The 21,090-nt window shown below is 65.3% G+C and carries 19 protein-coding genes and 1 pseudogene; 8 read left to right on the top strand and 12 right to left on the bottom strand.

The genetic code is table 11. The annotated features are described in order from the left end of the window. Window positions 1–222 precede the first annotated feature (222 nt). The 3 genes from IPI67_30325 to IPI67_30315 form a co-directional block, all read right to left on the bottom strand. Window positions 223–690 (bottom strand): hypothetical protein, encoded by a 468-nt coding sequence (locus IPI67_30325; protein ID MBK7584488.1) that lies wholly within the window; start codon window positions 688–690, stop codon window positions 223–225. Beyond that, entirely contained in the window at window positions 588–2,579 is a 1,992-nt protein-coding gene (locus tag IPI67_30320) for a hypothetical protein (GenBank protein ID MBK7584487.1), read from the bottom strand. Before IPI67_30320 ends, IPI67_30325 begins: the two co-directional genes overlap by 103 nt. 70 nt (window positions 2,580–2,649) lie before the next feature. Next, window positions 2,650–2,841, bottom strand: coding sequence for a L,D-transpeptidase (locus IPI67_30315; GenBank protein ID MBK7584486.1), 192 nt, complete (start codon window positions 2,839–2,841; stop codon window positions 2,650–2,652). Window positions 2,842–3,157: 316 nt separating this feature from the next. On the opposite strand from IPI67_30315, the gene IPI67_30310 reads away from it, so the two are divergent. Then, window positions 3,158–4,762, top strand: coding sequence for a transposase (locus IPI67_30310; GenBank protein ID MBK7584485.1), 1,605 nt, complete (start codon window positions 3,158–3,160; stop codon window positions 4,760–4,762). A gap of 154 nt (window positions 4,763–4,916) precedes the next feature. Here IPI67_30310 and IPI67_30305 read toward each other — a convergent pair whose 3' ends face one another. Then, window positions 4,917–5,450 carry a hypothetical protein gene (locus tag IPI67_30305; protein ID MBK7584484.1) on the bottom strand — a complete coding sequence of 178 codons (534 nt, stop codon included), beginning with the start codon at window positions 5,448–5,450 and terminating at the stop codon, window positions 4,917–4,919. On the opposite strand from IPI67_30305, the gene IPI67_30300 reads away from it, so the two are divergent. Then, window positions 5,436–5,732 (top strand): hypothetical protein, encoded by a 297-nt coding sequence (locus IPI67_30300; GenBank protein ID MBK7584483.1) that lies wholly within the window; start codon window positions 5,436–5,438, stop codon window positions 5,730–5,732. The two genes, IPI67_30305 and IPI67_30300, sit on opposite strands and share 15 nt — an antisense overlap. Here the strand turns inward: IPI67_30300 and IPI67_30295 are convergent. The 5 genes and pseudogenes from IPI67_30295 to IPI67_30275 form a co-directional block, all read right to left on the bottom strand. Next, complete coding sequence (locus IPI67_30295) at window positions 5,651–6,517, bottom strand: hypothetical protein (GenBank protein ID MBK7584482.1); 867 nt, start codon at window positions 6,515–6,517, stop codon at window positions 5,651–5,653. The two genes, IPI67_30300 and IPI67_30295, sit on opposite strands and share 82 nt — an antisense overlap. A 531-nt stretch (window positions 6,518–7,048) precedes the next feature. Then, window positions 7,049–7,852 (bottom strand): hypothetical protein, encoded by an 804-nt coding sequence (locus tag IPI67_30290; GenBank protein ID MBK7584481.1) that lies wholly within the window; start codon window positions 7,850–7,852, stop codon window positions 7,049–7,051. 603 nt (window positions 7,853–8,455) lie between these two features. Further along, window positions 8,456–8,614 (bottom strand): hypothetical protein, encoded by a 159-nt coding sequence (locus IPI67_30285; GenBank protein MBK7584480.1) that lies wholly within the window; start codon window positions 8,612–8,614, stop codon window positions 8,456–8,458. Window positions 8,615–8,912: 298 nt separating this feature from the next. Continuing rightward, window positions 8,913–9,563 (bottom strand): annotated as a pseudogene (locus IPI67_30280) (transposase). 3 nt (window positions 9,564–9,566) lie between these two features. Further along, window positions 9,567–10,436: a transposase zinc-binding domain-containing protein gene (locus tag IPI67_30275; GenBank protein MBK7584479.1), complete on the bottom strand. Its 870-nt coding sequence runs from the start codon at window positions 10,434–10,436 to the stop codon at window positions 9,567–9,569. A gap of 416 nt (window positions 10,437–10,852) precedes the next feature. Between IPI67_30275 and IPI67_30270 the strand changes: the two genes are divergently transcribed. The 6 genes from IPI67_30270 to IPI67_30245 all read left to right on the top strand — a co-directional run bounded on the left by IPI67_30270 (window position 10,853) and on the right by IPI67_30245 (window position 17,298). Then, window positions 10,853–11,119, top strand: a complete 267-nt coding sequence (locus IPI67_30270) for a hypothetical protein (GenBank protein ID MBK7584478.1) — start codon at window positions 10,853–10,855, stop codon at window positions 11,117–11,119. Window positions 11,120–11,218: 99 nt separating this feature from the next. Beyond that, the gene (locus tag IPI67_30265; protein MBK7584477.1) at window positions 11,219–11,503 is read left to right on the top strand and encodes a ribbon-helix-helix protein, CopG family; all 285 of its coding nucleotides are present in this window, start codon (window positions 11,219–11,221) and stop codon (window positions 11,501–11,503) included. Then, window positions 11,451–11,756, top strand: a complete 306-nt coding sequence (locus tag IPI67_30260; protein MBK7584476.1) for a PIN domain-containing protein — start codon at window positions 11,451–11,453, stop codon at window positions 11,754–11,756. The genes IPI67_30265 and IPI67_30260 overlap by 53 nt, the downstream gene beginning before the upstream one ends. A 96-nt stretch (window positions 11,757–11,852) precedes the next feature. Then, complete coding sequence (locus IPI67_30255; protein MBK7584475.1) at window positions 11,853–15,707, top strand: hypothetical protein; 3,855 nt, start codon at window positions 11,853–11,855, stop codon at window positions 15,705–15,707. Window positions 15,708–15,895: 188 nt separating this feature from the next. Continuing rightward, window positions 15,896–16,411, top strand: coding sequence for a hypothetical protein (locus IPI67_30250; GenBank protein MBK7584474.1), 516 nt, complete (start codon window positions 15,896–15,898; stop codon window positions 16,409–16,411). Window positions 16,412–16,494: 83 nt separating this feature from the next. Further along, window positions 16,495–17,298 carry a hypothetical protein gene (locus IPI67_30245; protein ID MBK7584473.1) on the top strand — a complete coding sequence of 268 codons (804 nt, stop codon included), beginning with the start codon at window positions 16,495–16,497 and terminating at the stop codon, window positions 17,296–17,298. A 723-nt stretch (window positions 17,299–18,021) separates the two neighbouring features. On the opposite strand, the gene IPI67_30240 is transcribed toward IPI67_30245, so the two are convergent. From IPI67_30240 to IPI67_30230, 3 genes are all read right to left on the bottom strand, one after another. After that, a complete protein-coding gene (locus tag IPI67_30240) occupies window positions 18,022–18,195 on the bottom strand; it encodes a hypothetical protein (protein MBK7584472.1) in 174 nt (57 codons plus the stop codon). A gap of 191 nt (window positions 18,196–18,386) precedes the next feature. Further along, complete coding sequence (locus IPI67_30235) at window positions 18,387–18,836, bottom strand: hypothetical protein (protein MBK7584471.1); 450 nt, start codon at window positions 18,834–18,836, stop codon at window positions 18,387–18,389. Beyond that, window positions 18,803–19,867, bottom strand: a complete 1,065-nt coding sequence (locus IPI67_30230; GenBank protein ID MBK7584470.1) for a DDE-type integrase/transposase/recombinase — start codon at window positions 19,865–19,867, stop codon at window positions 18,803–18,805. Before IPI67_30230 ends, IPI67_30235 begins: the two co-directional genes overlap by 34 nt. Window positions 19,868–21,090: the final 1,223 nt, after the last annotated feature.

Here is a 21,090-nt window from a genome sequence, read left to right as displayed (position 1 = left end):
GAGGTGTTGCCCCCACTCGCCTCGCTGCGCTCGGCGGTCTCCCCCAACGCCGGTGCGCGCGGGCGGAGGCGTCGTGCCAAGACTTGCGAGCGCCTTGCCGATGCCCGCGCGCACGCGGCGGGGGGAGACGCGTGTGCTTGCTTCGGTGGCTCGATCCGCGGGGCGGCGGCTGCCCGGGCGTTTGGCCGCCGGCTCGTGAACCGAGAACCTTACCGCGCGCCGTTACCTCGCAGGCGGCGTCGCTTGGCCGTAGTAGTTCTCTCCCCAGCATGCGACCGTGCCGTCCGTGCGCACGGCGCAGGCGTGATCGGCGCCGATGTCCATCTGGACGAAACGACCGGTGGGCGGGTGGCTGAGTTTGTCGTTCAAGCCGACGCACTCGATGTGTCCATCGAGGTGGATGACGCAGGTGTGTCGTTCTTCACCGCAGTGAACCGAGCGAGCCACGCGGTTGTGCAGATCCCCAATAGCATCGCGAAGGCCCCAGCACGCGACCACGTTGTCAATGTTGCGTGCGCAGGAGTGATTGAGTCCGCTGCTGACCTGCACGAAGGCGCCCGGCGGAGGCGACGCCTGGCCGTCAGTGTTCACGCCCCAGCACGCAAGGGTGCCGTCGGCCCGGATCGCACACGCGTGGCTCGGTGAGACGGATACGTCTCGGAACTTCCCCTGAGGTGGATACCGCCGCAAGGCGCGCCGGGTGGGCAGCCGCCACCGCTCGACCCGGTGAACACGAACGGCGGGGGTGGCGGCGTTTCTGGACTGTTGCCGTCGGCGTCGACGGGGGGATACACCTGATACCCCGCTGCACAGGTCTTCGGTGCAGTTTCGGCCAGCGGGCAGGCCTTGTGGCGAAAGAAGCGGACTTCGAGTTCTGCATTCCCGGAGGCAAGCGCACCGAATTGGATCGAATCCCCGACCCCCGCTTCTTCGTTGACCAGGAAGAAGTCCTCGTCTCCACTGCAGAGTTTGCCCGCGATGGGGCGTGAGAAATTGCTGCCCGCCGCGATCAGGTTCGCCGCCGCCGCCACGCCCAGCAGGTTGACCTTCGCTGCGGTGTTACCAAGCGACTCGTTCTCGAGGCCGCGACCAAAGCCGTACTCTCCGAATGCCCGCTTGACCTTCTCTTCGTAGTTCTGAGCGCCAACACCCCACTCGGCCAAGGCCAGCCCCTGCGCGTTCGCGGCGAGCACGTCGATGAAATCGTTGAAGGAGGTTGGGTGATTCTTTGCTTCAATCAAGGTAAATAGCATCAGCCTCGTCAGGCGTTTGAACCCCTCCTGTCGATCGACGCCTTGGCTGCTGAACGCCAATGCGTCTGCGGTGTTTCCCCCCGCGGTGATTGCCCTCGGCCCCGCCGCTACCACTGACGGGCCACCCGTGACGAGCATGCGGCAGGGGCCGCCGACGAGTGTGCTGTCCTCCTCGTAGTCCGTTTTCAAGGAACGCAGACCGGACCAGTGTGTGAACCGGAACAGCGGTGTCGGCCACTGGAGCGGCCAGCTCTTCTTCGGATTCCAGAGGTTCGGGTAGCCGGGCGTCGCCAGGTGCGCGTCGTCCACGTAGCTGCCCGCCCAGAAGCTGAACGGCGCGTAGTCGGCCAGCGCTGGGTCGGTATAGCCGAGGTGAGGGGGATTGTTGATCGGGTCGTTCTCCCATTCCTGTTGCATGTCGTTCATCGCTGCCATCGCGAAGCAGTCCGGGATGCCCTCCGAGATGGCCTTCTCCTCGGTCTGGTCGGCGGCCTCCGGAAGCACGTCGAAATACACCGAGTGCGCGAGCTCGTGGGCGAGCACCATCGGATCCGCGCTGGTCTTGAAGTGCGGTCCGCCGACACCGACTGCGATGATGCCGTTCTCGTCGCCCAGCGGTGTACTCAACTTCGTGAACCTCGCCTGCTCGGTAATGCCCTTCTGCCAGGCTACGAACCGGACCGGTTGGCCCGAGCCCTCACGCAAAGTGTAGCCGCTCTTCTTCAGGAAGCGCAGCGCCCGTTCACCCCAGTATTGGTCGTTCACGGCGTGTGGGAGCAGGGGATCCGGTCCAGTCCAAACGTCATCGTCGTCTCGGAACAGATTCGCCTCTTCGAACGGGAACACGAGCGCATTTTCCCGGAATGTCACGATGTCCTTCGCGTTCACCATGCGCTCGAGTGGCGATTCGTTACACGACACCAGCGCGAACGGATCGGGCTGCGAGGCGTAATACGTGGTTGAAAACCGCCGCAGCACCGAATCGGAGTCGAGCCCCCGACCTGCGTACAAGCTGCAGAGTAGAAACGAAACGAGCTCATTCGTGATCACCGACTGTCCGACCTTGATGACTTTCGGCACGAGCTTCACGGAAGCGACATTGCCGCCGGAAGACAGCGGAATCACCGCAGCAGGCTCCGCCGTGTCGGCATCGACGAGCACTTGAACGAGCTCCTGCTGAACGGCGTCATCCGTGACCAGTCGGACCGCGTACGCCAGGCGGTCGTTCCCTCGCCGGACTTCGCTCGCGCGTCGAGCGCCGCCGAGCGCCGCGGGTTTTCGCAGCGCCACGAGCGGTAGCGGGTCATCCGGCGCGATCGCGGTCACGGTTCCGAGCTCAGCGGTGCGCCACCGGCCTGCGTACCACCTTCTCCCAAGAAATCTCGCCTTGGCGATCTCACCGCACTCTGACCAACGTCCCCATCCCCCGCGCATCCCCAGAGCGCACGCCGTGCCACGCCGCGGGCACGCTCGGCTCCGTCCACTCGAACAGCCACTTTGCGTCGCGCGGGGAGAGGTTCACGCAGCCGCCGCTCTTGGGTTCGCCGAAGCGATCGTGCCAGTAGGCGGCGTGCAGGGCGAAGGGCATGTGTTGTCCTGCCTCCCCTCGCGTCGCTTCGCTCCGCGGTCCCCTCCTTAGCCGGTGAGCGCGAGCAGGGGCGTCTCGCCAAGACCCCTGGCGTCGTGGCGCTGCTCGCGCTCACGCGGCTGGAGGGGACGCGTCGGTCCGAGCTGGCAACGCCGTCACTTCGATGAAAGCGGCGAGATGTGCCTCGCCGTCTTGCCAGCTCCCGGTGCCCACGCGTGGCCCTGGCCGGTCCGGGGGCAGGGGTGGCGAAAACGGCGGCGAAGTGGCGGCGATCGCCAATCGGCATCGCGGCAAGTCCCCAAGATGACTCGGACGCATGCACGGAACGCGACGTGCTGTGCGCGCCAGCATGCTGGCGCCGAGCGAGTACGTCTACGAGCGCCGTCGACCCGAGGCGGGCAGCTTGCACCAGGTCGTGCGCGAGAATTTGCGCAGCCTGTACGCCGCAGCAGAGCTGGGGTTCGCCACGTCGCTTCCGCGTTTCGTTCGCGCCGAGCTCGAGGGCTATCTCGCCTGCGGACTCTTGTGTCGAGGCTTCGCGCTGCTCGCCTACACCAACGCTGACTGCAGCGAGCGGAAGCTAGTCGCATTTTCGTGCCACGGGCGTGGTTTCTGCCCGTCATGCCTGGGCCGACGCATGGCGGAGCACACCGCGAACTTGGTCGACCACGTGCTGCCGCCGCGCGTGCCACTGCGGCAGTTCGTGCTCACGCTGCCGTTCGAGCTTCGCTATCGGCTCGCCTACGACAGCAAGCTGCTCGGCAAAGTGACACGCATTTTCGTGGATACGGTGCTCGGCTTCTACCGCCGCAAGCTCGCACAGACCGGGACTCTGCGCGGCACGAGCGGCGCAGTCACCGCGATACAACGAGTTTCTTCGGACCTTCGGTTGAATCCACACATGCACACCATCGCCCTCGACGGTGTGTTCGCGGTGAGCAGCGCGGGCGAGCTGACCTTTCATGAGCTGCCGTGCCTCGAGACCAGCGACGTCGCCGACCTGATGCAGGTGCTCCGCGTCCGCATCTTGAGCTACCTCGTCAGGGCCCGAGTCATCGAGAGCGCATGCGGGCTCACGGTGCTCGAAGACACGCTCGCCGAGCGCGAACCCGCCCTGGCTCAGCTCGCTGCCGCGGCGGTCAGTGGGCTTGCACCTGCCGGCCCGGAGCTCCGCCGCCGCGAGCCCGTCGCACTGCGCACGTCACCGGGTGTCGAGGTCGTGGGCTCGCTCTCCGTCACCGACAGCGGGTTCTCGCTCCACGCTGCCACCACTGCGAGCGGGCACGATGCGGCAGGACGCGAGGCGCTGGTGCGCTACGTGCTCCGACCGCCCATCGCCCAGGAGAGACTCGAGCTGTTGCCCGACGGTCTCGCTTCCCCCGCCGGGGATCACGAAGCGCGTCGCATCTGCCTTCGTAGGCCGTTCCGGGACGGCACCGTCGCCATCGATCTCGATCCACTGTCGCTGCTGTGTCGCCTGGCCGCAGCGGTGCCCCCTCCGAAATTTCATACGCTGAGGTACGCGGGGGTTCTTGCGGCCGCCCACAAGTTGCGGCCGCTCGTCGTTCCGCCCGCGCCCGACGGCGATGCCACGGCGGGCGCGCACGCCCATGACGAGCCGCAGCCGAAGCGTCCAGCCTCGCATCGCTCTCGCTATTGGCCGTGGGCTCAACTCCTGAGGAGGACGTTCCAGATCGATGTCGAAAAGTGTACCCAGTGCGGCGCGCCCATGAAGCTCCGCGCGTTCGTCATCTCGGCGGTCGGCATCGAGCGGCTCTTGCGGCACATCGGCCAGCCCACCGAGCCGCCGCCGTTGTCGCCGGCCAGAGGGCCTCCGTTCTTCAAGAGCCGTGTGCTCCGTCGCGGGCCCGGTGAGCTTCGGGGCGCGGTGCGCGGACAAGTGGAGATGTTCGACTGGTAGACGGCGGGCCTCGGAGCAGAGGTGCCCCGCGAGGCGAACGTGTGTCTGCTACCCTCCGTGGCAGGAGTCCCGATGGCCACCCTGCTCACCTCCGTGCTCGGTTCATGGCGCGCTCCCCCTCTCGCAGACCCAAAGCGCGGAGGCGCCGGGGCGATCAAGTCGCGCCGAAAGCCGATCGAGTCCTGTCGAAAGCACTCCCGACCCCAATTGTCCGACCTACGCGCTGGTGCTCGACCTTGCTGTTCACGATGCGGCCGAGTCGGAGCACCTGCACCCACCGGTCCGAATGCAGCTCGAACGGGTCGAAGTCGATCTTGGTGGACCTGCTGGAGAACATCCCATTGGCGTCGGCAAGGCGATGAAGATCACCGTCCGTGAGTCCCCCTCTGCCCAAGTGTTCTTCGATGCGCTCCCGGATCTTCTCGTCCGTGATCTTCTCCATGAGCACCTCGGGCTTCGATCCCGACTCGACCAGGCCGAGCTTCACCGCCGACAGGTGCATGACGACCAGGGCAGATCTCGATGCCGGGATGCCGTTCGGGACCACCAGGTCGGGAACAGTCCGGGACACCTCGGCCTCGGCGAGCCGAACGATATGATCGACGACAGCCTCGATCCTGAACCCACCCTCCCGGTTCCGTGGCCACATCTTCGACGACCTCCACGCCGATCCGTGGACGGTGATCACGTCGGGGGCGTATCCGGAATCTGCAACGTTGGGGTTGCCTGGCAGGTCAACGTGGCACCCTCGAACGGCACGACCACCGAGACGAAGGCGAAGGACCGGGAGCCCACGTTCCAGGCGGAGGAAGCGTTCTTCGAGCCGAACGCCTCGGGCATGAGCTTCGGTGAAGATCTGGTCGCGAAGGCGGAGGGCTTCTTTGGGGATCACTTGACGAGCTTCAGGCCGGACTTTGGCATGGTCTTGCCGGTGACCTCGATGCACTTCTGCGCGAGGTACTCCTGGTGAAAGCCCGGTTGATTGGCTGCCCCGAAGACCGCCAGGGCCACCGCCGGCTTCTTGGCCTTCATCGCGGCCTCGGCCATGGTCACGATGGGTCTCCACTCCGAGGAGCCGAGCTTGGTGGCGAGCTGCACGAACTCGTCGAACTTCTTCTGGACGATCAGGACCGCCGCCTTGAACCCCAATGCTTTGCCGATCTGATGCTCGAACAGTCGATGCCCGGCTAGCTCGTGCTCTGTTTCGTCAAGCACCCGACGGACGAGTTCGAGGTGCTTTCGTGCAAGGCGCACGAGGAGACGTTCGAGCTTCTCGTCCTGGCCGTAATCCTCCCAGACCGAGAACTCGACCGCGTCTCTGATGAACACCTCCGGGTCGATTCCGGTCTGCTCCCAGTCCAGCGCCGAATACCGTTCGATGGCGTCCGAGAACACGATCCCGATGTCACCGGACGAGTCGTCGGCTCGCTCCTGGGCTATGAGGCACGCAAGAAGCATCGCCCGGTGCAAAGCCACGCTGTTCATCAAGTTCTTGCCGACCCGCTTCAAGACCTTCTCGAAGCAAGCGTCCAGTCTTTCTGCAAGACGGCTCCCCTGCCTCTCGTTGTAGAAGTCGTACTCCTCGACGATGTCGAGCAGCTCGTCTGCGTAGGGCTCGGGTGAGACAGGGAACTTTGGCCAGTAGCCAGTCCTGGCCCGATGGCTCAGGCGGTTTCGAGGTGTCTGTCTCATGGCCTCCGTCAAGTCGCGGTCCGAGGCCGTCTGGTCGAAGACCTTCGTCTTGGCCTTGCTCACGATGCGGGCACTGCTGGCGTCTTTTCCGACGAGTTCACTGGGCTCAATCCCGAGCTTCGTGAGTCGGGCTCGAAGATCATCGACCTGCGAGAGCTTGGCCTCGGAGTCCTCGCGGTAGAAACCACCAGGCTTCCGAGAACGTTCTCGGAGCTTCTCCTCGACGCCATTGAGGCCCTCGTCTCACGCCGGAAGGTCATCCACCTTCGCAAACTGGGAGGCTGAGGCCAGTATTAACTACCTCGCACTGCCATGCGCCGGCCGGACATGAGCACGAGTAGTCTTTGCTGTTCTCGGGGTTGCCGGCGTCCGTGCAGTGAGCTGGAACGTAAACGGGACACGGACCGGCACCGGTCGAGCAGGTTCCGGTCGGAACGACATTCTCCGACACTCCGTCGCAAGACGCCCCGTCGCCTTCATCGGCTCCGCCGTCTGTGACCACACCATTGTGTGTCTCAGAGTTTGACGTCGAGTTCGACGCGCAGGCTGCGGGTAAGGGCACGGCTAGGAGCAGCATCGCAAAGAACTGCGTCCTCATGGCTTGCTCGTCTCTGGTGCAACGGCCGGTGTGTCCGGAAGTTCAAACTCGGTCGCGCTGGCGTCGAAGTGTCGAACACGATTCATCGGGCGTGGCGTTGTCACGTCGTAGCTGACCTTCGCCACAAACGAGCCTTTGTGTGTCATTCGGGTGTGTCGAATCGCAATCGTGCCTGGCTGGCTCGCAAGATTCAGGGGCAGCTTGGCGCGAAATGCAGCAGCGTTGGTGGGGCTCGCGAGTTGTTGCTGGAATGCTACGGCATCGGCCACAGCGGCTGCCGGAATCGCTGGCCAATACACCGACTCGAACACAACTTCGTCATCGGCGTTGAATCGCGCAAAGGCGAACGAATCGGGTACCTCAATTCCGCCGACGCTCCTGGACAGCACCGAAGAATACCAGTCGAGCTTCGGGGCAGGGTCGAGCAGGTCGGACACCGGTCCTGACTGGCTGATCGTCGCATGAGAGATCGCGTTGCCGCTCTTGTCAAAATTGTAGGTGTCGTTGTCGTTCCCGTTCCCGCTCTTGTTCGGGTCGTAGAAGTCCGTGTCCCAAACGTTGTAGTCTTTGTAATGCACCAAGCCTGTCCAGCCCGTGCCTCCTGCGGTCATCGAGTTCCAGAAGCCGTCACCCTCCGAATTGCAGGCTATGTCGCACGAGTGGTCACCACAGTAAAACGAGTAGTCGTTGGCGGTCTCGACGGTGATCCCCGAGTTCGCAAGACCATCCGGAGCGAGCAGAGCAACCCCGAACGCCAGCGGCACAAACGTTCCAATACGCCACCTGCCGATCTTCTTCATCTCCGACTCCCTTCGCCCCCTTCGTCAAGACTGCGTCCAGCTGCTTCCTCCGTCAACGACCCTGAATCGGCAGACACGCAAACACCGCGTACTCCGAAAGACGGTACATCAGGGTCGCTGCTTCGGCGTGGCTGAGCTTCTCGCCGTGCCGATCCGGTGCATTCTTGGTCTTGCCAGATGACCCGCAACACTTCCAGCAGGCGCTTGATCCTGAGTCTTTGCGACCCCGTCATCATCATGGTCTTTCATCCGCTGATCTTGAACTCCTGCCGTCTCCGTCCAAGTCGCCCTGAGCGACCAGAACGGTAGCCAAGCGCCTCGGGAAGAAGTTCACGATCAACGATCACATTCTGGCGTGGAAGAAGTTCAATGTCCGGCCCAGCGGCTTCTCCACGACAGGCTGCAACCTCGAATTCTGTGTTCCCGACGCCGCCCACCAAGACTTCTTGTACACCGAGAAATGGGTCGAGTTCCTCGTGAAGACGCTGAGCGACGAAGCCGAGTATCAGGCCCTTCTGAGCTTCAAGCCGGGGTCATCGAACACGTGATCGAAGCCACCCACGCCCTGGCCTGGTCGAGCCTCGTAGCGTGAGGCAGGATGCCTCAGGGTCGAAACGCAACGCTCTCCAGCTCCTTCACCACAGCCGTCAAATCCGCGTGCTGAAGAATCTCCGGGAACTCGCACGGGTACCACTCGTCGTACCCCATGATGAGCCAATCACCGTCGGCGTTGAGGGCAAACCGGCGCAGCGCATAGGGCATTTGAACTGCCAAAACCCACCAAGCCGAGAGTACGCGCTCGACGGCTTCGGGTCGAGATCACCTCCCGCACCCCGACCCCCGCCGCCGATTGGGCTCGCGCCCGTAGTCATTACAAGCGGCGCCCCGGCGCCCCGACAGTCGCGAGCGGGACGCCTTCCCCTGCGCGACGGGTTCACCCTGCCTGGTTCCGGTCTCCGACAGGGTGAATTCTGGTCCGCGAGGCGCCGCTTTCGCCTGGTCGAGGTTTCCGGAGGGCAAGGCGCCCAGCGCCAAGCGCACGTCGGCCCTGGGGAGCGCGTCAGCGCGTGTCGAACAGCTCCGCCTGCGCCGGCTCGCCAAGTCTCCTGCGGACGGCGACGCTCTTGAAGTAGGGCGGAGCGCGAGCGGGCGCGAGGCGCGGCGGCTCGGTCGGCTCACCGAGCCAGGCGAGGTAGCGCTCGATGCCAGCGCTGGTCATGACGAGCGCGCGCATCTTCATACGCGACCCGCACTTGTCGCAGCGCTCAACGTCGATCTTGAACGCGCGCATGAGAAGCTCACGCCACGGGCGATACCCCGAGCGATGCGTGGGCGGCTTGTCCTTCGCGCTGCACGTCGCGCAGTCCTTCGCGCAGTCGGCGGCGTCATCGTCATGCGACGTGGGCGGCGGCGGCGGAACGACTCGCGCTCGCCACTTGCTCGCTGCGGCGAGAACCCCTGCGTACCTGATGGTGTGGAAGCCGGGGGGCGGCACCGTGGTAGCAAGTCGGACCAGGAGCGCCAGTGGGTCGAGGTCGAGCGCGAAGGTTCCGTCACTGAAAGGCCTCTTGAGCTCGATGCGGACGAGGTCGTCGGCGATGAGCCGGACGCGCTCCTGCGCAATCGGCGGGCGCAAGATGTACTTGCACAAGGCCTCTCGTCCAGTGGCGTCGCCGGCCTTGGCCGTGGTCGCGGCGTGGAGAGAGAATCCCCTTCAGCGGCGCATAGCGCCTTGGTGTGCTCGAGCCTCCGAGCCGCCGCGCAGCTTGATGGGGTCTCGACGGCGCAGTGCGGGACCGGCGGGCAGCGTGCCCGCCACGGAGGCGGCGGCGAGCTCCGCGAGCGCGGGCTCGCGGTCGGCCAAAGCGGCGTCGCTCGTGACCGTGTCGTCCTCGAGCACGCCTTTGCGCCGCAGCAGCGCAAGGATGCGCGCGCGGGCGATCTGGAGCAGATCGCCGACATCGTCGTTGGTGAGGAACGGCAGTGGATGGAAGGCGAGCTCGCCGGCGCTCTCGGCGTAGACGCCATCGAGGCAGAGCGAGTGCAGGTGGGGATTGAGTCGCAAATCCGACGAAACGCGTTGCACGACCGTGACGGCGCCGCTCTTGCCGTCGGCGATGCCGCGAGCGCGCATGTGTCGTTGGTACCAGCCGAGCACGGAGTCCAAGAACGCGCGACTCACGCCGCCGAGCAGCTCGCCGTCGTAGGCGAGCCTCGCGCGCAGCTCGAACGGCAACGTGAGCACGAGCTGGCGCAACGGAACGTTTGGGATGACGTGCTCCACCAGGTCGGCCGCGGTGGCCGTCATTCGGCGACCTCCGCACGACGGGCAAAATCCGCGCCCCCTGCAGCAAAACGCCACGACTTTTCGCTCGCGACACTCCGGGCAAGCGAGCACCGCAAAACCTCGTGCGAGCACACCGCAGTCGATGAAACCTTCGAGCTCGTCTCTCACGAAGCCGGGCAGCGGCGAGGCGAAGCCGTCCTCCGCCGCTGCGTACAGCGTGCGGAGGTTGTCGAGCACAACCTGGTAGAGCGCAGTCGTCTCGGGACGGCGGCGTGCGTACGTCGGCTTGCCGGACACGACGCGTACCTGCGCAATCGGCGTGCCCGCGACGCATGCCTGCGATTGCGGCTACTTCGCGCACGCGAAGGGTGGCGTTGGGCGCTTTCGCCGGTGGCGATCGCCACCTCGCGGGCGTGTCTGCGCCATGCTCCTCGCCGACCCCTTCCGGGAGGCAAGGCGGGGCACAGGCCGAGGTCGGGCTGCCCCCGCCAGCACGTGGGTGCTGACGCTCCGCGCCCGGCCCGACGCGTCCCCCCCTTTCGCGTGAGCGCGGGCGCCACCCTCACGCTTCCGTGCCTTGGGGAAACTTCAGCAGCGCCCGCGCTCACCGAATTTGGGGGGGACCGGCGGCGCGTCAGCGCCGACGAGGGGGGGCAACTACACTCGACGCACTGAACGGCTCCGAGCCCGCCAAGAAGCTCCTGGGGCAACGCTTGGCCCAGGCCGAGGCCCAGAAATGGACCTGGGACGCGCTGAGCGGCCGCACCTTGCTGGGTAAGCTCCTGGCCAAGCGGGGCGACCCGGTCGGCGCCCGGCGTGAGCTCGCGCTGGCGAAGCGGCTGGCCGAGGCCACCTCGAACAAGCTCGTCATCGACGACTGCGAGCGCGCGTTGGGGAGCTGGGCAGGACGGCGCGGGCGAGTCAGAAGCCGGCGGCGGGATAGCCGAGCCAGGGGTAGCCAGCACGCGGTCTTCCTCTGAGGAGCGTTTCCCTGCTCGCTAGAACGACGAGCCGACACGGCCGCGACTTGCGGACCCACCCGACGTGCGGCATAACTGCTGAACAGTTATGAGGCACCCATGAACTTCAACCTCTACGTCGATGCAGCGACCGGCGCGCGCCTGGACCGCCTGGCCAGGCGGCGGCGGACTACGCGCAACGCCTTGATCCGTGAGGCGGTGAGCCGGCTCCTCGATGGCACCGGCGACGCCTGCTGGCCCCGGGAGGTCGTCCTGTTCGAGGAGTACCGCGCGCTCCTCGCTTCGACGCCGAGCGGCGGAAGCTACGCGCGCCACGCAAGGATCCGCTCGCGTGAAGTATCTGCTCGACACCTGCGTTCTCAGCGACTTCGCGCGCGGCGATGACGTGACCTTGGCTCGCGTCAAGGCCACTGCGCCTGCAGAAGTGGTGATATCCAGCGTTACGGTCATGGAGGTCGAGTTCGGTCTGGCTTTGAATCCTGGACGCGCTCGAAAGCTCGCGCCAGTGCTTCGTGCCATGATGGCTGCCGTGACTGTCGCTGCCTACGACTCCGCCGACGCTCACGCCACCGCCGCTCTACGTGCAGCGCTCCAAAAGAGCAGCCTCGTACTTCGCCTTGTTTTCGTTTTGGCTTAGCTGCCCGTTGATGCTCAACACCGTCGCCGTCGAGCTCCGGATGTCACCCAGCGCATTTTGAAGGTCAGTGTAGAGAGGTCCACTGGTCAACTGGGCTTGTACGGGGACGAGGGTGACGGCGGTTTCGCCACCGCCGCGAAGCTCAGGCGACCCGCAGGACTGGCGGTGGGGACCGACGGTAGCTTGTACAACGGCGACCGCGACGCGAACCGTGTACGTCGCGTCGGGCCGACCGGTCGCATCAAACCGTGTGCACGAGGCGGCAACGGATTCCAGGACGGAGTTCCAGCCACACAAGCCTATCTCCTGCGTCCGTCGCGCGTGGTCAGCGGCCCCGACGGGCGCGTCTACATCTCCGACGAAGACACGCACCGTGTCCTGAAGGTCGAAGATGGCCTGATACTCCGAGTGGCTGGTCCGCCGCTCGTCGCGCCCTTGCAGCTTGGGGGCACCCCGCTCCCGGGCCTCCCCAGCTGCAAGGGCGAGAACGGCGGGGCGCTGGAAGCGGGTTTCGACTGGCCGAACGGTCTCGCGTTCGACGCGGACGGGACGCTCTGGGTTGCCGACTACGGGGCCGCAACCGGCTGCGACACGGTGCGCCGAATCGCACCCGCCACCCTGCACGCCAAGGTCAACATTGGCGAGGTCGTCGTCCCCTCGGAGGACGGCAGCGAACTCTACGTCTTCAGTGACCTCGGGCGTCATCTCAGAACCGATGACGCGGCCACTGGCCAAACCAAGCTCAGTTTCGAGTACGGCACGTGGCAGACCGCTTCCGACCGGGTCGACACCCTCCTTCACAAGATCACCGATACGCGCGGCTCGCAGTCGGTGAACGGCCTGGTCACGCAGATCGTGCGAGCCGTCGGTGGCGCACCGCTTCAGATCGTCCCGCCGTTCGCTGCCCCGACGACCCTCGTCGTTACCGATGGGTGGCTCACCAAGTTCGTAGCCCCGGGCGCCCTCTTCGAATACTCGTTCGAGTACGACAACCCATTCAGTGGGCTGTTGAAGCAGCTCACCGACCCGAAGAATGGAACTCACACGTTTTCCTTCGACGGCGCGGGACGGCTCCTGGCGGACCGCGATCCGAAGACCGCCACCGGAAGCCCGTTCCGGGACCTGGTGCGCACGAAGAACGGAAGCGTAAAGAGTGTAGCGGTCACGTCGGCCGAGGGCCTGGTCACGCAGTACTCGACCCAGAAGCTGGCGAACGACGCACGCATCCAGTCGGTGAAGCACGCTGATGGCACCACGGTAAGCGCAAAGTTTGACGCAGCAGGAACGCGAACGGTGATTCTGGCCGACGGCTCAACGCGAGTGAGCAAGCTGGTCCCAGATCCTCGATTTGGGCTCGCTGCCCCGACCGCAGAGGAGACACTGTCGCTCGGTGGCAAGGATCTGATCGTCGAGGTCGCTCGGGAGGCAACCAACCTCACCGACCCGTTGACGTTCGCGACGCTCAAGGAAACCCGCACCGTCAAGGCGGATGCCGTCGACGTCGGCCTGAAGTCGACCTTCACAGTCGACCGTGGCTTGAACGAGTTTCGGTGGACGTCGCCAGCCAACCGGAAGGTCAAGGCAACGCTCGACTCGCTCGGGCGCGTCGCCTCGCTTGCTCCCGACGACGCGAGCCCGGAGGTGGCACCCACCACCTTTGACTACGACATCTCGGGCCGTCTCACCCGCGTCAAGCAAGGCCTTCGGCAGAGTCGATTCGAGTACTATCAGGACACCGGCTTCCTCCAGTTCCTGCGCCATGGCACCCCGTCGAACGAGTCACTGTTCGTCACCACATACTTCCGCGATCTCGTCGGTCGCCCCGAACGGGTAGCAGTGAACGGCGCTGGGGAGTGGCGCTTCGGCTTTGACAAACTGGAGAGCGCTGTCGATCTGGTGGGGACTCCGGTGTCGCCAGGAGTGTTCCGGGATCACTCGCTGCCGCACGACACGGTCGGCTTGCTTGAGCAGTACAATCCCCCCGACGTGACCGGGGTGAGCCCGGACGAGGTGACTAACGAGTACGATAGAGACCGCCGCCTTACCAAGGCGACCTGGCCAGGCGGAAAATTGGCGACACTCACTTACAATCCGACAACCGGACTCCTAACGGCCATCGCGGGGACCAGCTTCACCACCCAGATCGGCTATGACTCGGTCGCTCGCCCGAACAGCGTCACCCGCGGTGGGATCACGACCGGCTTCGGCTACGACGGCTTCGGCAAGCTGCCCGACCGTGTGAGCACGACCTGGGCCACCGGCGGACAGAAGGACGTCAAGCTCACCTATGATGGGTACCTCCGGGTCAAGTCGGAGTCAGTCAACGGCGGGGCGACCGTGACGTTCGAGCACGACGCGGACGGGCTGGTCACCGAGGCTTCATCCACGAATCCGAGCTTCACGCTGGATCTCTCGAACCGCAGTGGCCAGAGCGGACGACTGAAGAAGGTCAAGCTGGGTTCGCTGGAGACCGAGTACGGCTACGACGCGACTTACGGTGACCTGAACAACCTCACGACCACGTACTCCGGGTCGAACCGCTACGGCCTCACGCTGACGTATGACGACCTGGGTCGCGTCGCGACAAAGACCGACGCGACCCAGGGTAATCCAACGCCAACGACCTACAGCTACGATGCCGCCGGGCGCCTCCGGTCAGCGTCGGGCAAGCTGCAGGTTGCGCCGACATGGGACTACGACCTCAACGGCAACCGAACGACGCTTTCTGGCAGCACCGTTGGGACGTACGACGAGCAGGATCGGCTAAAGACCTGGAGCGTCGCGACACCGAGCGTCAGCTACGAGTACTACCCGGCGGGAGGGCGGAAGCAGCGCACCCAGGGCCCGGCTGGGCAGGTCACCACCTACGACTACGACGACACGGGGAACCTGATCTCCGTCACCCTCCCGAACCAGAACAAGATCGAGTACCAGCTCGACGGCCTCGGCCGTCGCGTGACGCGCAAGAAGATCGTGGGTGGGCAGACCGTGAGTGAGGAGCGCTACCTCTGGGCCGAGGGCAACCGATTGCTCGCGACCCTCGACGGTGGCGGCAACCTGACAGCGCAGTTCGTGTACGCGAGCGGGGCCCACGTCCCCGATCTGATGCTGGTGTTTGGCGCTGGAGGCAGTGCAGCATCGGTCTACCGAATCCTGACCGACCAGGTCGGCAGCGTCCGCGCAGTCGTGCGCAGCGACGGCGTCGTCACGCAGCGCATCTCCTACGATGCGTGGGGCAAGCCGACCGCCAGCGCCGGTAACCCAAACGTGCGAGGGCCGTTCGGGTTCGCCGGGGGGCTGTGGGATGACGACACCGGGCTCGTGCACTTCGGCGCGCGCGACTACGACCCGGAGGTCGGGCGGTGGATCACGAAGGATCCGTCGCTGTTCGACGGGGGCATGAACCTGTATGCGTACGCGTTCAGCGATCCGGTCAATCTGGTCGATCCAAGCGGAACGATAGCGCTGCCGCCGCAGGTCTACATGGCCGCGGGAGGGTTCATCATCGGATTCTCCGTCAATGCCGTGATGCAGGCTGTGGTTCAGTCGGGGAACGGGCAGAAGACAAACATCAACTGGACAAATGCGGTGAAATCAGGACTCGTCGGAGCAGCGCAAGGCGCGCTCGGGGCATCCGGTTTCGCTGCGACGTCGTGGAGCGCAGCGATGCTCGGTTCAGTCGCGGGCATGGCCAACTACGCGGCCACGACGCCAACCTGCCAGTGGAACACTTCGGATTACGCCGCTGCAGGGCTTTGGGGAGCAGTTGGTGGATGGGTGGGCGGACCATTACCGCAGACTGGCCCTTCGGGTGGAATGATCGCGAATCTTTCGCCGATGATGGTGCCAGCCGCATTCAAGCAGAATCCGCGCTTCCTTGCGGGGTTGACAGTTCCGAATATGGTTGGTGGTGTCCTATCAGGCTTGCCAACCCCACCGCCAAACCAGTGATGATGGAGACCATACCACCTGGAATCGGACGGGTTGTGGCAGCTCCAGTAGGCGTCCTGGTCCGACTGGTTCGATGGCCCGCCGCGTGCGTGGTGGTGGCTGTCATTGCGATACCTTCGGTCCTGTCCGGATTGTGGGCGGCTCCGTGGAGCCGCGAATGGCTCAAGCTTGTCGGTACCGGGGTTGCGATGCTCCTGGCGACCGGAACCGACCTCTGGAACTTCCGAGTCGTCCAGCGGTGGAGGGAGGCGTATTTGGTGCTAGGACCGGTGGTCGTTGCGAAAATGGGTTGGGACCGTCTCGACGGAATTCTCGTGCCGTACTTTCCGAACATCCTGTCGGTCGTCGCTCCAACGGCGCGAGGTATGGTGGAGTTGGTCTGCACTTTCGAGAGCGAGGTCGCGGTCTTCTTGGTCAAGGTGCCGCCCGGATTCTCCCTGAGCGACCGAACGCACAAGCGCTGGCTCAGTTTGGAACGCGAGGATTTACTCGCAGAAGTGGAGAATCGGATGCCCACGCCCTTGCGATGGCGCACGCTGCGCCACCAACACGTGATCGGGCCGCCAGTATGTGTCCGTGCACCCTCGACCGAAGAAGGTCTCGAATACGTCGGGAAAATCATCGCTGAGTACGCGCCAGATGCGCGGTGGCCGGACTGTTCCAAAACCCAGCCCATGAAACCTCCGTCGATATCGGTGCAGTGAGGCTCGCCCTGCAGCGACCAGTTTCTGCCTGTCTACACTCGTTGGATGAACAGCCATGCTAGGTTGCGAGAGCGGAGGTGACCGTGAAGGCAGCGACTTGCGTCATAGTTGGCCTCGCCCTCGTGGTGGGCTGCGGTAGCGGAGGCGAGTCCCAAAGCACCGGCGGAACGGGGGGATCCAGCGGAGCGGCGGGCGGGTCCGCAAGCGGTGGCGACAGCGGAGCGACGAACGGTGGCTCCAGCGGCGGCGGAGCAAGCGGTTCAGATGGTGTTGGGGTCGGCGGAGGTGGGACCGGCGGATCGAATCCCGGCGGCGGCGGCGGGACCGGCGGATCGAATCCCGGCGGCGGCGGCGGGACTGACGGATCGAATCCCAGCGGCGGTGGTGGGACCGGCGGCGCAGGCTCTGGCGGGGCAGGCACCGGCGGAATGAACACCGGTGGTTCGAACACTGGGGGCGCTGGCGTCGGCGGTTCCAACACAGGGGGCGCTGCGGGCTCCAACACCGGCGGAGCAGGCACAGGCGGCTCGGGCGTCGGTGGTTCGAGCCCTGGGGGCGTCGGTGGCATTGGCACGGGCGGCACGGGTGGGTCCGGTGGAAGCGGTACGTGCTCGCAGATCAGCGGCAGCTGGAAGGCAGCCGGCACATGCGGTTGGGGCACTTGCCAGGTCAACCAGCCCGCGGGCGGGTGTATCGTCTACATGGAGTGCACTTGGGGTTCAGGTGGGATTGCAAAGTGCTCGGGCACTATCACTGACTCAACCATGAAGCTTTTTTGCTGGGATGCGCCCGGCGGCGGCGCGAACTGCACCGCCACGGTCTCTGCGTCGAGCTGGAGCGCGGGCACATGCACTCCGGACCCGTGCACCATCAGCGCCACGAAGTAGGTGTTGCCGGCCGAAATGACGTCGTAGGGAAATCGAGAAAGGCCGAGCTGGTGTTGCAATTCGCGACCGGACTGGTCCCAGTTTTCTGGCTCGAGACGACCAAGTGTTGCCGGCCAAACTGACGTCGCACGAAACTCCAAAACTGACGTCGTAAAGATTTCCGAAGAAGCTCGCGCTGCCATCTCAATTCGCGACTGAAACGGTCGTAGTCGCAGGATGCAAAACGACCAACGCCATCGTAGCGCTGGTGGGCACCACGACGGCGTTGGTCGCGCGGCGCGTCGCTACTGCGGCAGGTCGACCTCCTTGCGCCAGTGTGGCTGGAGCAAGACGCGGTTGATTTGCTTCAGGTCGACGGTTTTGGTGCGGTCGCGCACGGCTTCGAGCAGGGCGCTGAGGCAGAGGTTTCTGGCGCGCCGGAGCACGCCCTCCGACGCGCGGACGACGAGGCTGAGCGCGTTCGTCGGAGTTGCCCCCTCTGGCGCTGTGCGCAGCGATAGCGCTGGTGGTCCTGCCCAGCTCGCAGCCCGCGCACGCGCAACCAGTCTCGGAACAACGCGCCCCCTCCATCGGCGCGGACCGCCGGCCCCAGGTGCTCCCGACTTCACCCGGCTCGCATCGACTCGAGCCGCAACTCCCGACCGGCGATGCCGGCGGGAGCACCGATCAGGAGGGGGCAGGCGGCGCGCAGCGGCGCGATAGCGCCGCGAGCAACGACCGGGGCTAGTCTCCCGCGCCCGGCGGCGGGAACTGCGGGTTCGTCTTGCGCACCTCGCCGAGCGGCGCAAATTCCCCGCCGTAGGCGTGCCCCGTGACTCCGATCTCGAATGGCACGCGAAACCTGACCGCCGCCGGCGAAATCACTTCGGCGTCATCCTTCCTGAACGTCCGTTTCAACAGGGAGATGTTGCCGGCCAAACTGACGTCGCACGAAACTCCAAAACTGACGTCGTAAAGATTTCCGAAGAAGCTCGCGCTGCCATCGCAATTCGCGACTGAAACGGTCGTAGGCGCAGGATGCAAAACGACCAACGCCGTCGTAGCGCTGGTGGGCACCACGACGGCGCTGGCCGCGTGCAGCGAAGTCGCTACTGCGGCAGGTCGACCTCCTTGCGCCAGTGTGGCTGGAGCAAGACGCGGTTGATTTGCTTCAGGTCGACGGTTTTGGTGCGGTCGCGCACGGCTTCGAGCAGGGCGCTGAGGCAGAGGTTTCTGGCGCGGCGCAGGACGCCCTCGGACGAGCGGACGATGAGGCTGAGCGCGTCGTCAGTGAAGGTCGAGTGGGCGAGCGCCACCTTGTCGAGCTCGGCGCGGATAAAGTCGGCCACGCTGTCGGGTGCGAGCTTCTGCATCAGGACCGAGTAGGTGACGCGGTTCTTGATGTCTTCGTTGACGGTGAGGCCCAGGCGGCTGGAGCAACTCGGGCTGGGCGACCAAGACCAGGCAGTGATTCTTGGGAAGTCTTCGAAGAGCAGCCGGATCCGGCGCAACGCGGAGACGTCCATCAGGTGCGCGTCGTCGATGATGGGCGCGAGCATTTGCCCGATGCGTTGAGCCGGCGCGCCTCTTCGATGAGTCGTTTTTCGCAGCGGAAGTCGGCCCCGTCCGGCTCGATCTGAAACGCCTCGCACAGAATGCGCAGCGTGCTGTGGTAGGTGTGCAGCGTCCGATTGACGACGGGCGTCATGAGGCGCTTGGGATCGTGCTGGCACAGGGCGTGTTTGATGACGCTCTTGCCGGTGCCCGGCTCGCCGACGATGACGCACAGGCCTCCCTGCTGGCAGTGGACACGCAGGGTGTCGAGCACTTCCCTCTGGTGCGGCAACAGGGTCAGACTCTCCGCCGAGAATGGGTCTTTCGCCAGACCGAAGTGAGCGCGGATCACACTGCATCTCGCCGGCTTGGTCGCGCGCCGGCGCGTTCGCGTGAGCTGTTTTCGAGGGCTTTCGGTCATTGGCGACGAAGTCGACGGGGCGTGCCTCGCCCATGCGCTCACCTTTGAAGTACACGATGGCGCGGTCGAAGTGCAAGCGATCGAAGCGGACCTGGATCTTGCGACTTCGGAGGTCGCGCGGCGCTTCGAAGCGGGTGTTCTTGAGGGAGAAGGTGTTGTCGGCAAGGACGGTGCGATTTTGCTCGACGAAGAACAACTCGTCGTTGACGTCGCCCGGCGGCAGGAAGCGGATGCGGCTGAGATCGAGTCCGAAGCGATCGATGGGGCGCATGCCGAGGAGCTGTGCTCGCTCTGGTGGTACTCGTCCTCGACCCAAGCGGTGAAAGCTCGGTTGAGGGCGTCGAGGCTCGACAGGTCGAGCTGCCGGCTGAGGAAGCTCATGCGGACAGTGCGGAAAAACCGCTCGATCTTGCCCTTGGCGGCGCCGTCGCGCACGGGCGTGTGACACAGGATGGCGCCGATGCGCTGGCAGACCTGACTCATCTCCAGCGAGGAGTAGTTGCTGCCGTTGTCGACGTAGAGGCACTCGCACAGGCCGCGCGTGTAGAGCGCGCTCTTGAAGCCTCGAGCAGAAGTTCGGTGTTGTCGGCGGGAAAGAATTGCCCGTGACAGCACACGCGGCTCGCGTCGTCCAGAAACGCGATCAGCTTGGCTTGCACCTTGCCCGCGCCGTGCTGCACGTAGGGGCCAAACATCGTGTCGGCCTGCCAGAGTTCATTGGCGTGCGCCTTGGCGAAAGCCAGCCGGCGCTTGTCTTTCACTTCGGCGTCGGGCTTGAGCAACTCGTGGGCCTTGACGACGCGGCGGAAGGTGTTCGGGGCGATGTGCTCGCGCTGTAGCAAGCCGTGCTCGATGCAGGCGCGGTAGACCGCCGTCACGTTGGGCGGGCCGCGGAAGCTGCCGCGCACCTGCTCTATGGCTTCGAGCACCTCCTCGGGCGTCGTCTTGCGCGTCTTGCCCTTGTCTGAGCGGGTCTTCGGCTTCACCGTCGTGATGCCGTTTTCTCGTAGCGCAGTACCAAGTCTGGATCGTGCGCCAGGTGAATTGGAAGCGCTGGCCATCCTCGTCGAGGAACACTTGGCCGCTGACGTGGCGAATGCGCGCCACGATGCTGTTGCCTGGCGCCGATTCGATGGCGCCGAGCACCCGCATCTTCAAGTAGCTGCTGACTCGTTTCATGTTGGGTCCTTTCAGGGCGCGCGGCGCCCCGCCGGACGTCTACGGCGAGCCGCGTTGGGATCCGGATTGCCGTCTGCTGTTGTTGTGTGCGCCCGGTTCGAAGGCGCCCGCAGGCTACGAGCGCAGTGTGGATGGCGCGCGGAGGTGACGATGGCGCGATCAACCGTCGAAGAGCCCACGCTGCAGGCGGCCCTGAAAGCCGGATAGGAGGCTCAGTCTTGCCAGAGCCGATCACGACGCGCAGGTGCGCCCACAGCTGCGCCAGCGGCTCACGCGCCGTGCTCGGGGGTGCCGTCGCCTCGCGGCACAGGCGGGCGCGGAGCGCGCTCTGCGCCTCGCACAAGCGCTGCCAGAGTCGATACCCGCTCGACAGCGACAGCGCGCCGCCCGCCGCGCGCAGCCACGCTGTCCGCCTGCTGAGCCCGGACAAGACGAGCTGCAAGAAGACCAGAGCGTGAGCGTGCGCACGAGGAAACCGGCGACCACGGTCGACAGCTTCACCGAAAAGGTCCGGCCACACCCGCGTTGCCTGCCGCGGTTCGAGCAAAAGAACCGCCGGCCGCGCACCACGATCTCGGACCCGCGCTCCGCGTAACCGCGCAGGAAGCCGTGGCCGATGAGGGCTCCGGTCCGGCGGCAATGCGGACACGCGATGAGCT

Source organism: Myxococcales bacterium, assembly GCA_016706225.1.
GTDB lineage: Bacteria > Myxococcota_A > Polyangia > Polyangiales > Polyangiaceae > JADJKB01.
Note: the sequence above shows the minus strand (reverse complement) of the source record. Positions and strands in the feature narration are given on the sequence as shown.

Excerpts from the sequence above, each read along its gene's own strand:
- IPI67_30315 (MBK7584486.1), bottom strand. The coding sequence starts at position 2,841 with ATGCCCTTCGCCCTGCACGCCGCCTACTGGCACGATCGCTTCGGCGAA.
- IPI67_30285 (MBK7584480.1), bottom strand. The coding sequence starts at position 8,614 with ATGCCCTATGCGCTGCGCCGGTTTGCCCTCAACGCCGACGGTGATTGG.
- IPI67_30290 (MBK7584481.1), bottom strand. The coding sequence starts at position 7,852 with ATGAAGAAGATCGGCAGGTGGCGTATTGGAACGTTTGTGCCGCTGGCG.
- IPI67_30310 (MBK7584485.1), top strand. The coding sequence starts at position 3,158 with ATGCACGGAACGCGACGTGCTGTGCGCGCCAGCATGCTGGCGCCGAGC.
- IPI67_30235 (MBK7584471.1), bottom strand. The coding sequence starts at position 18,836 with ATGCTCGCGCCCATCATCGACGACGCGCACCTGATGGACGTCTCCGCG.
- IPI67_30265 (MBK7584477.1), top strand. The coding sequence starts at position 11,219 with ATGAACTTCAACCTCTACGTCGATGCAGCGACCGGCGCGCGCCTGGAC.
- IPI67_30250 (MBK7584474.1), top strand. The coding sequence starts at position 15,896 with ATGCTCCTGGCGACCGGAACCGACCTCTGGAACTTCCGAGTCGTCCAG.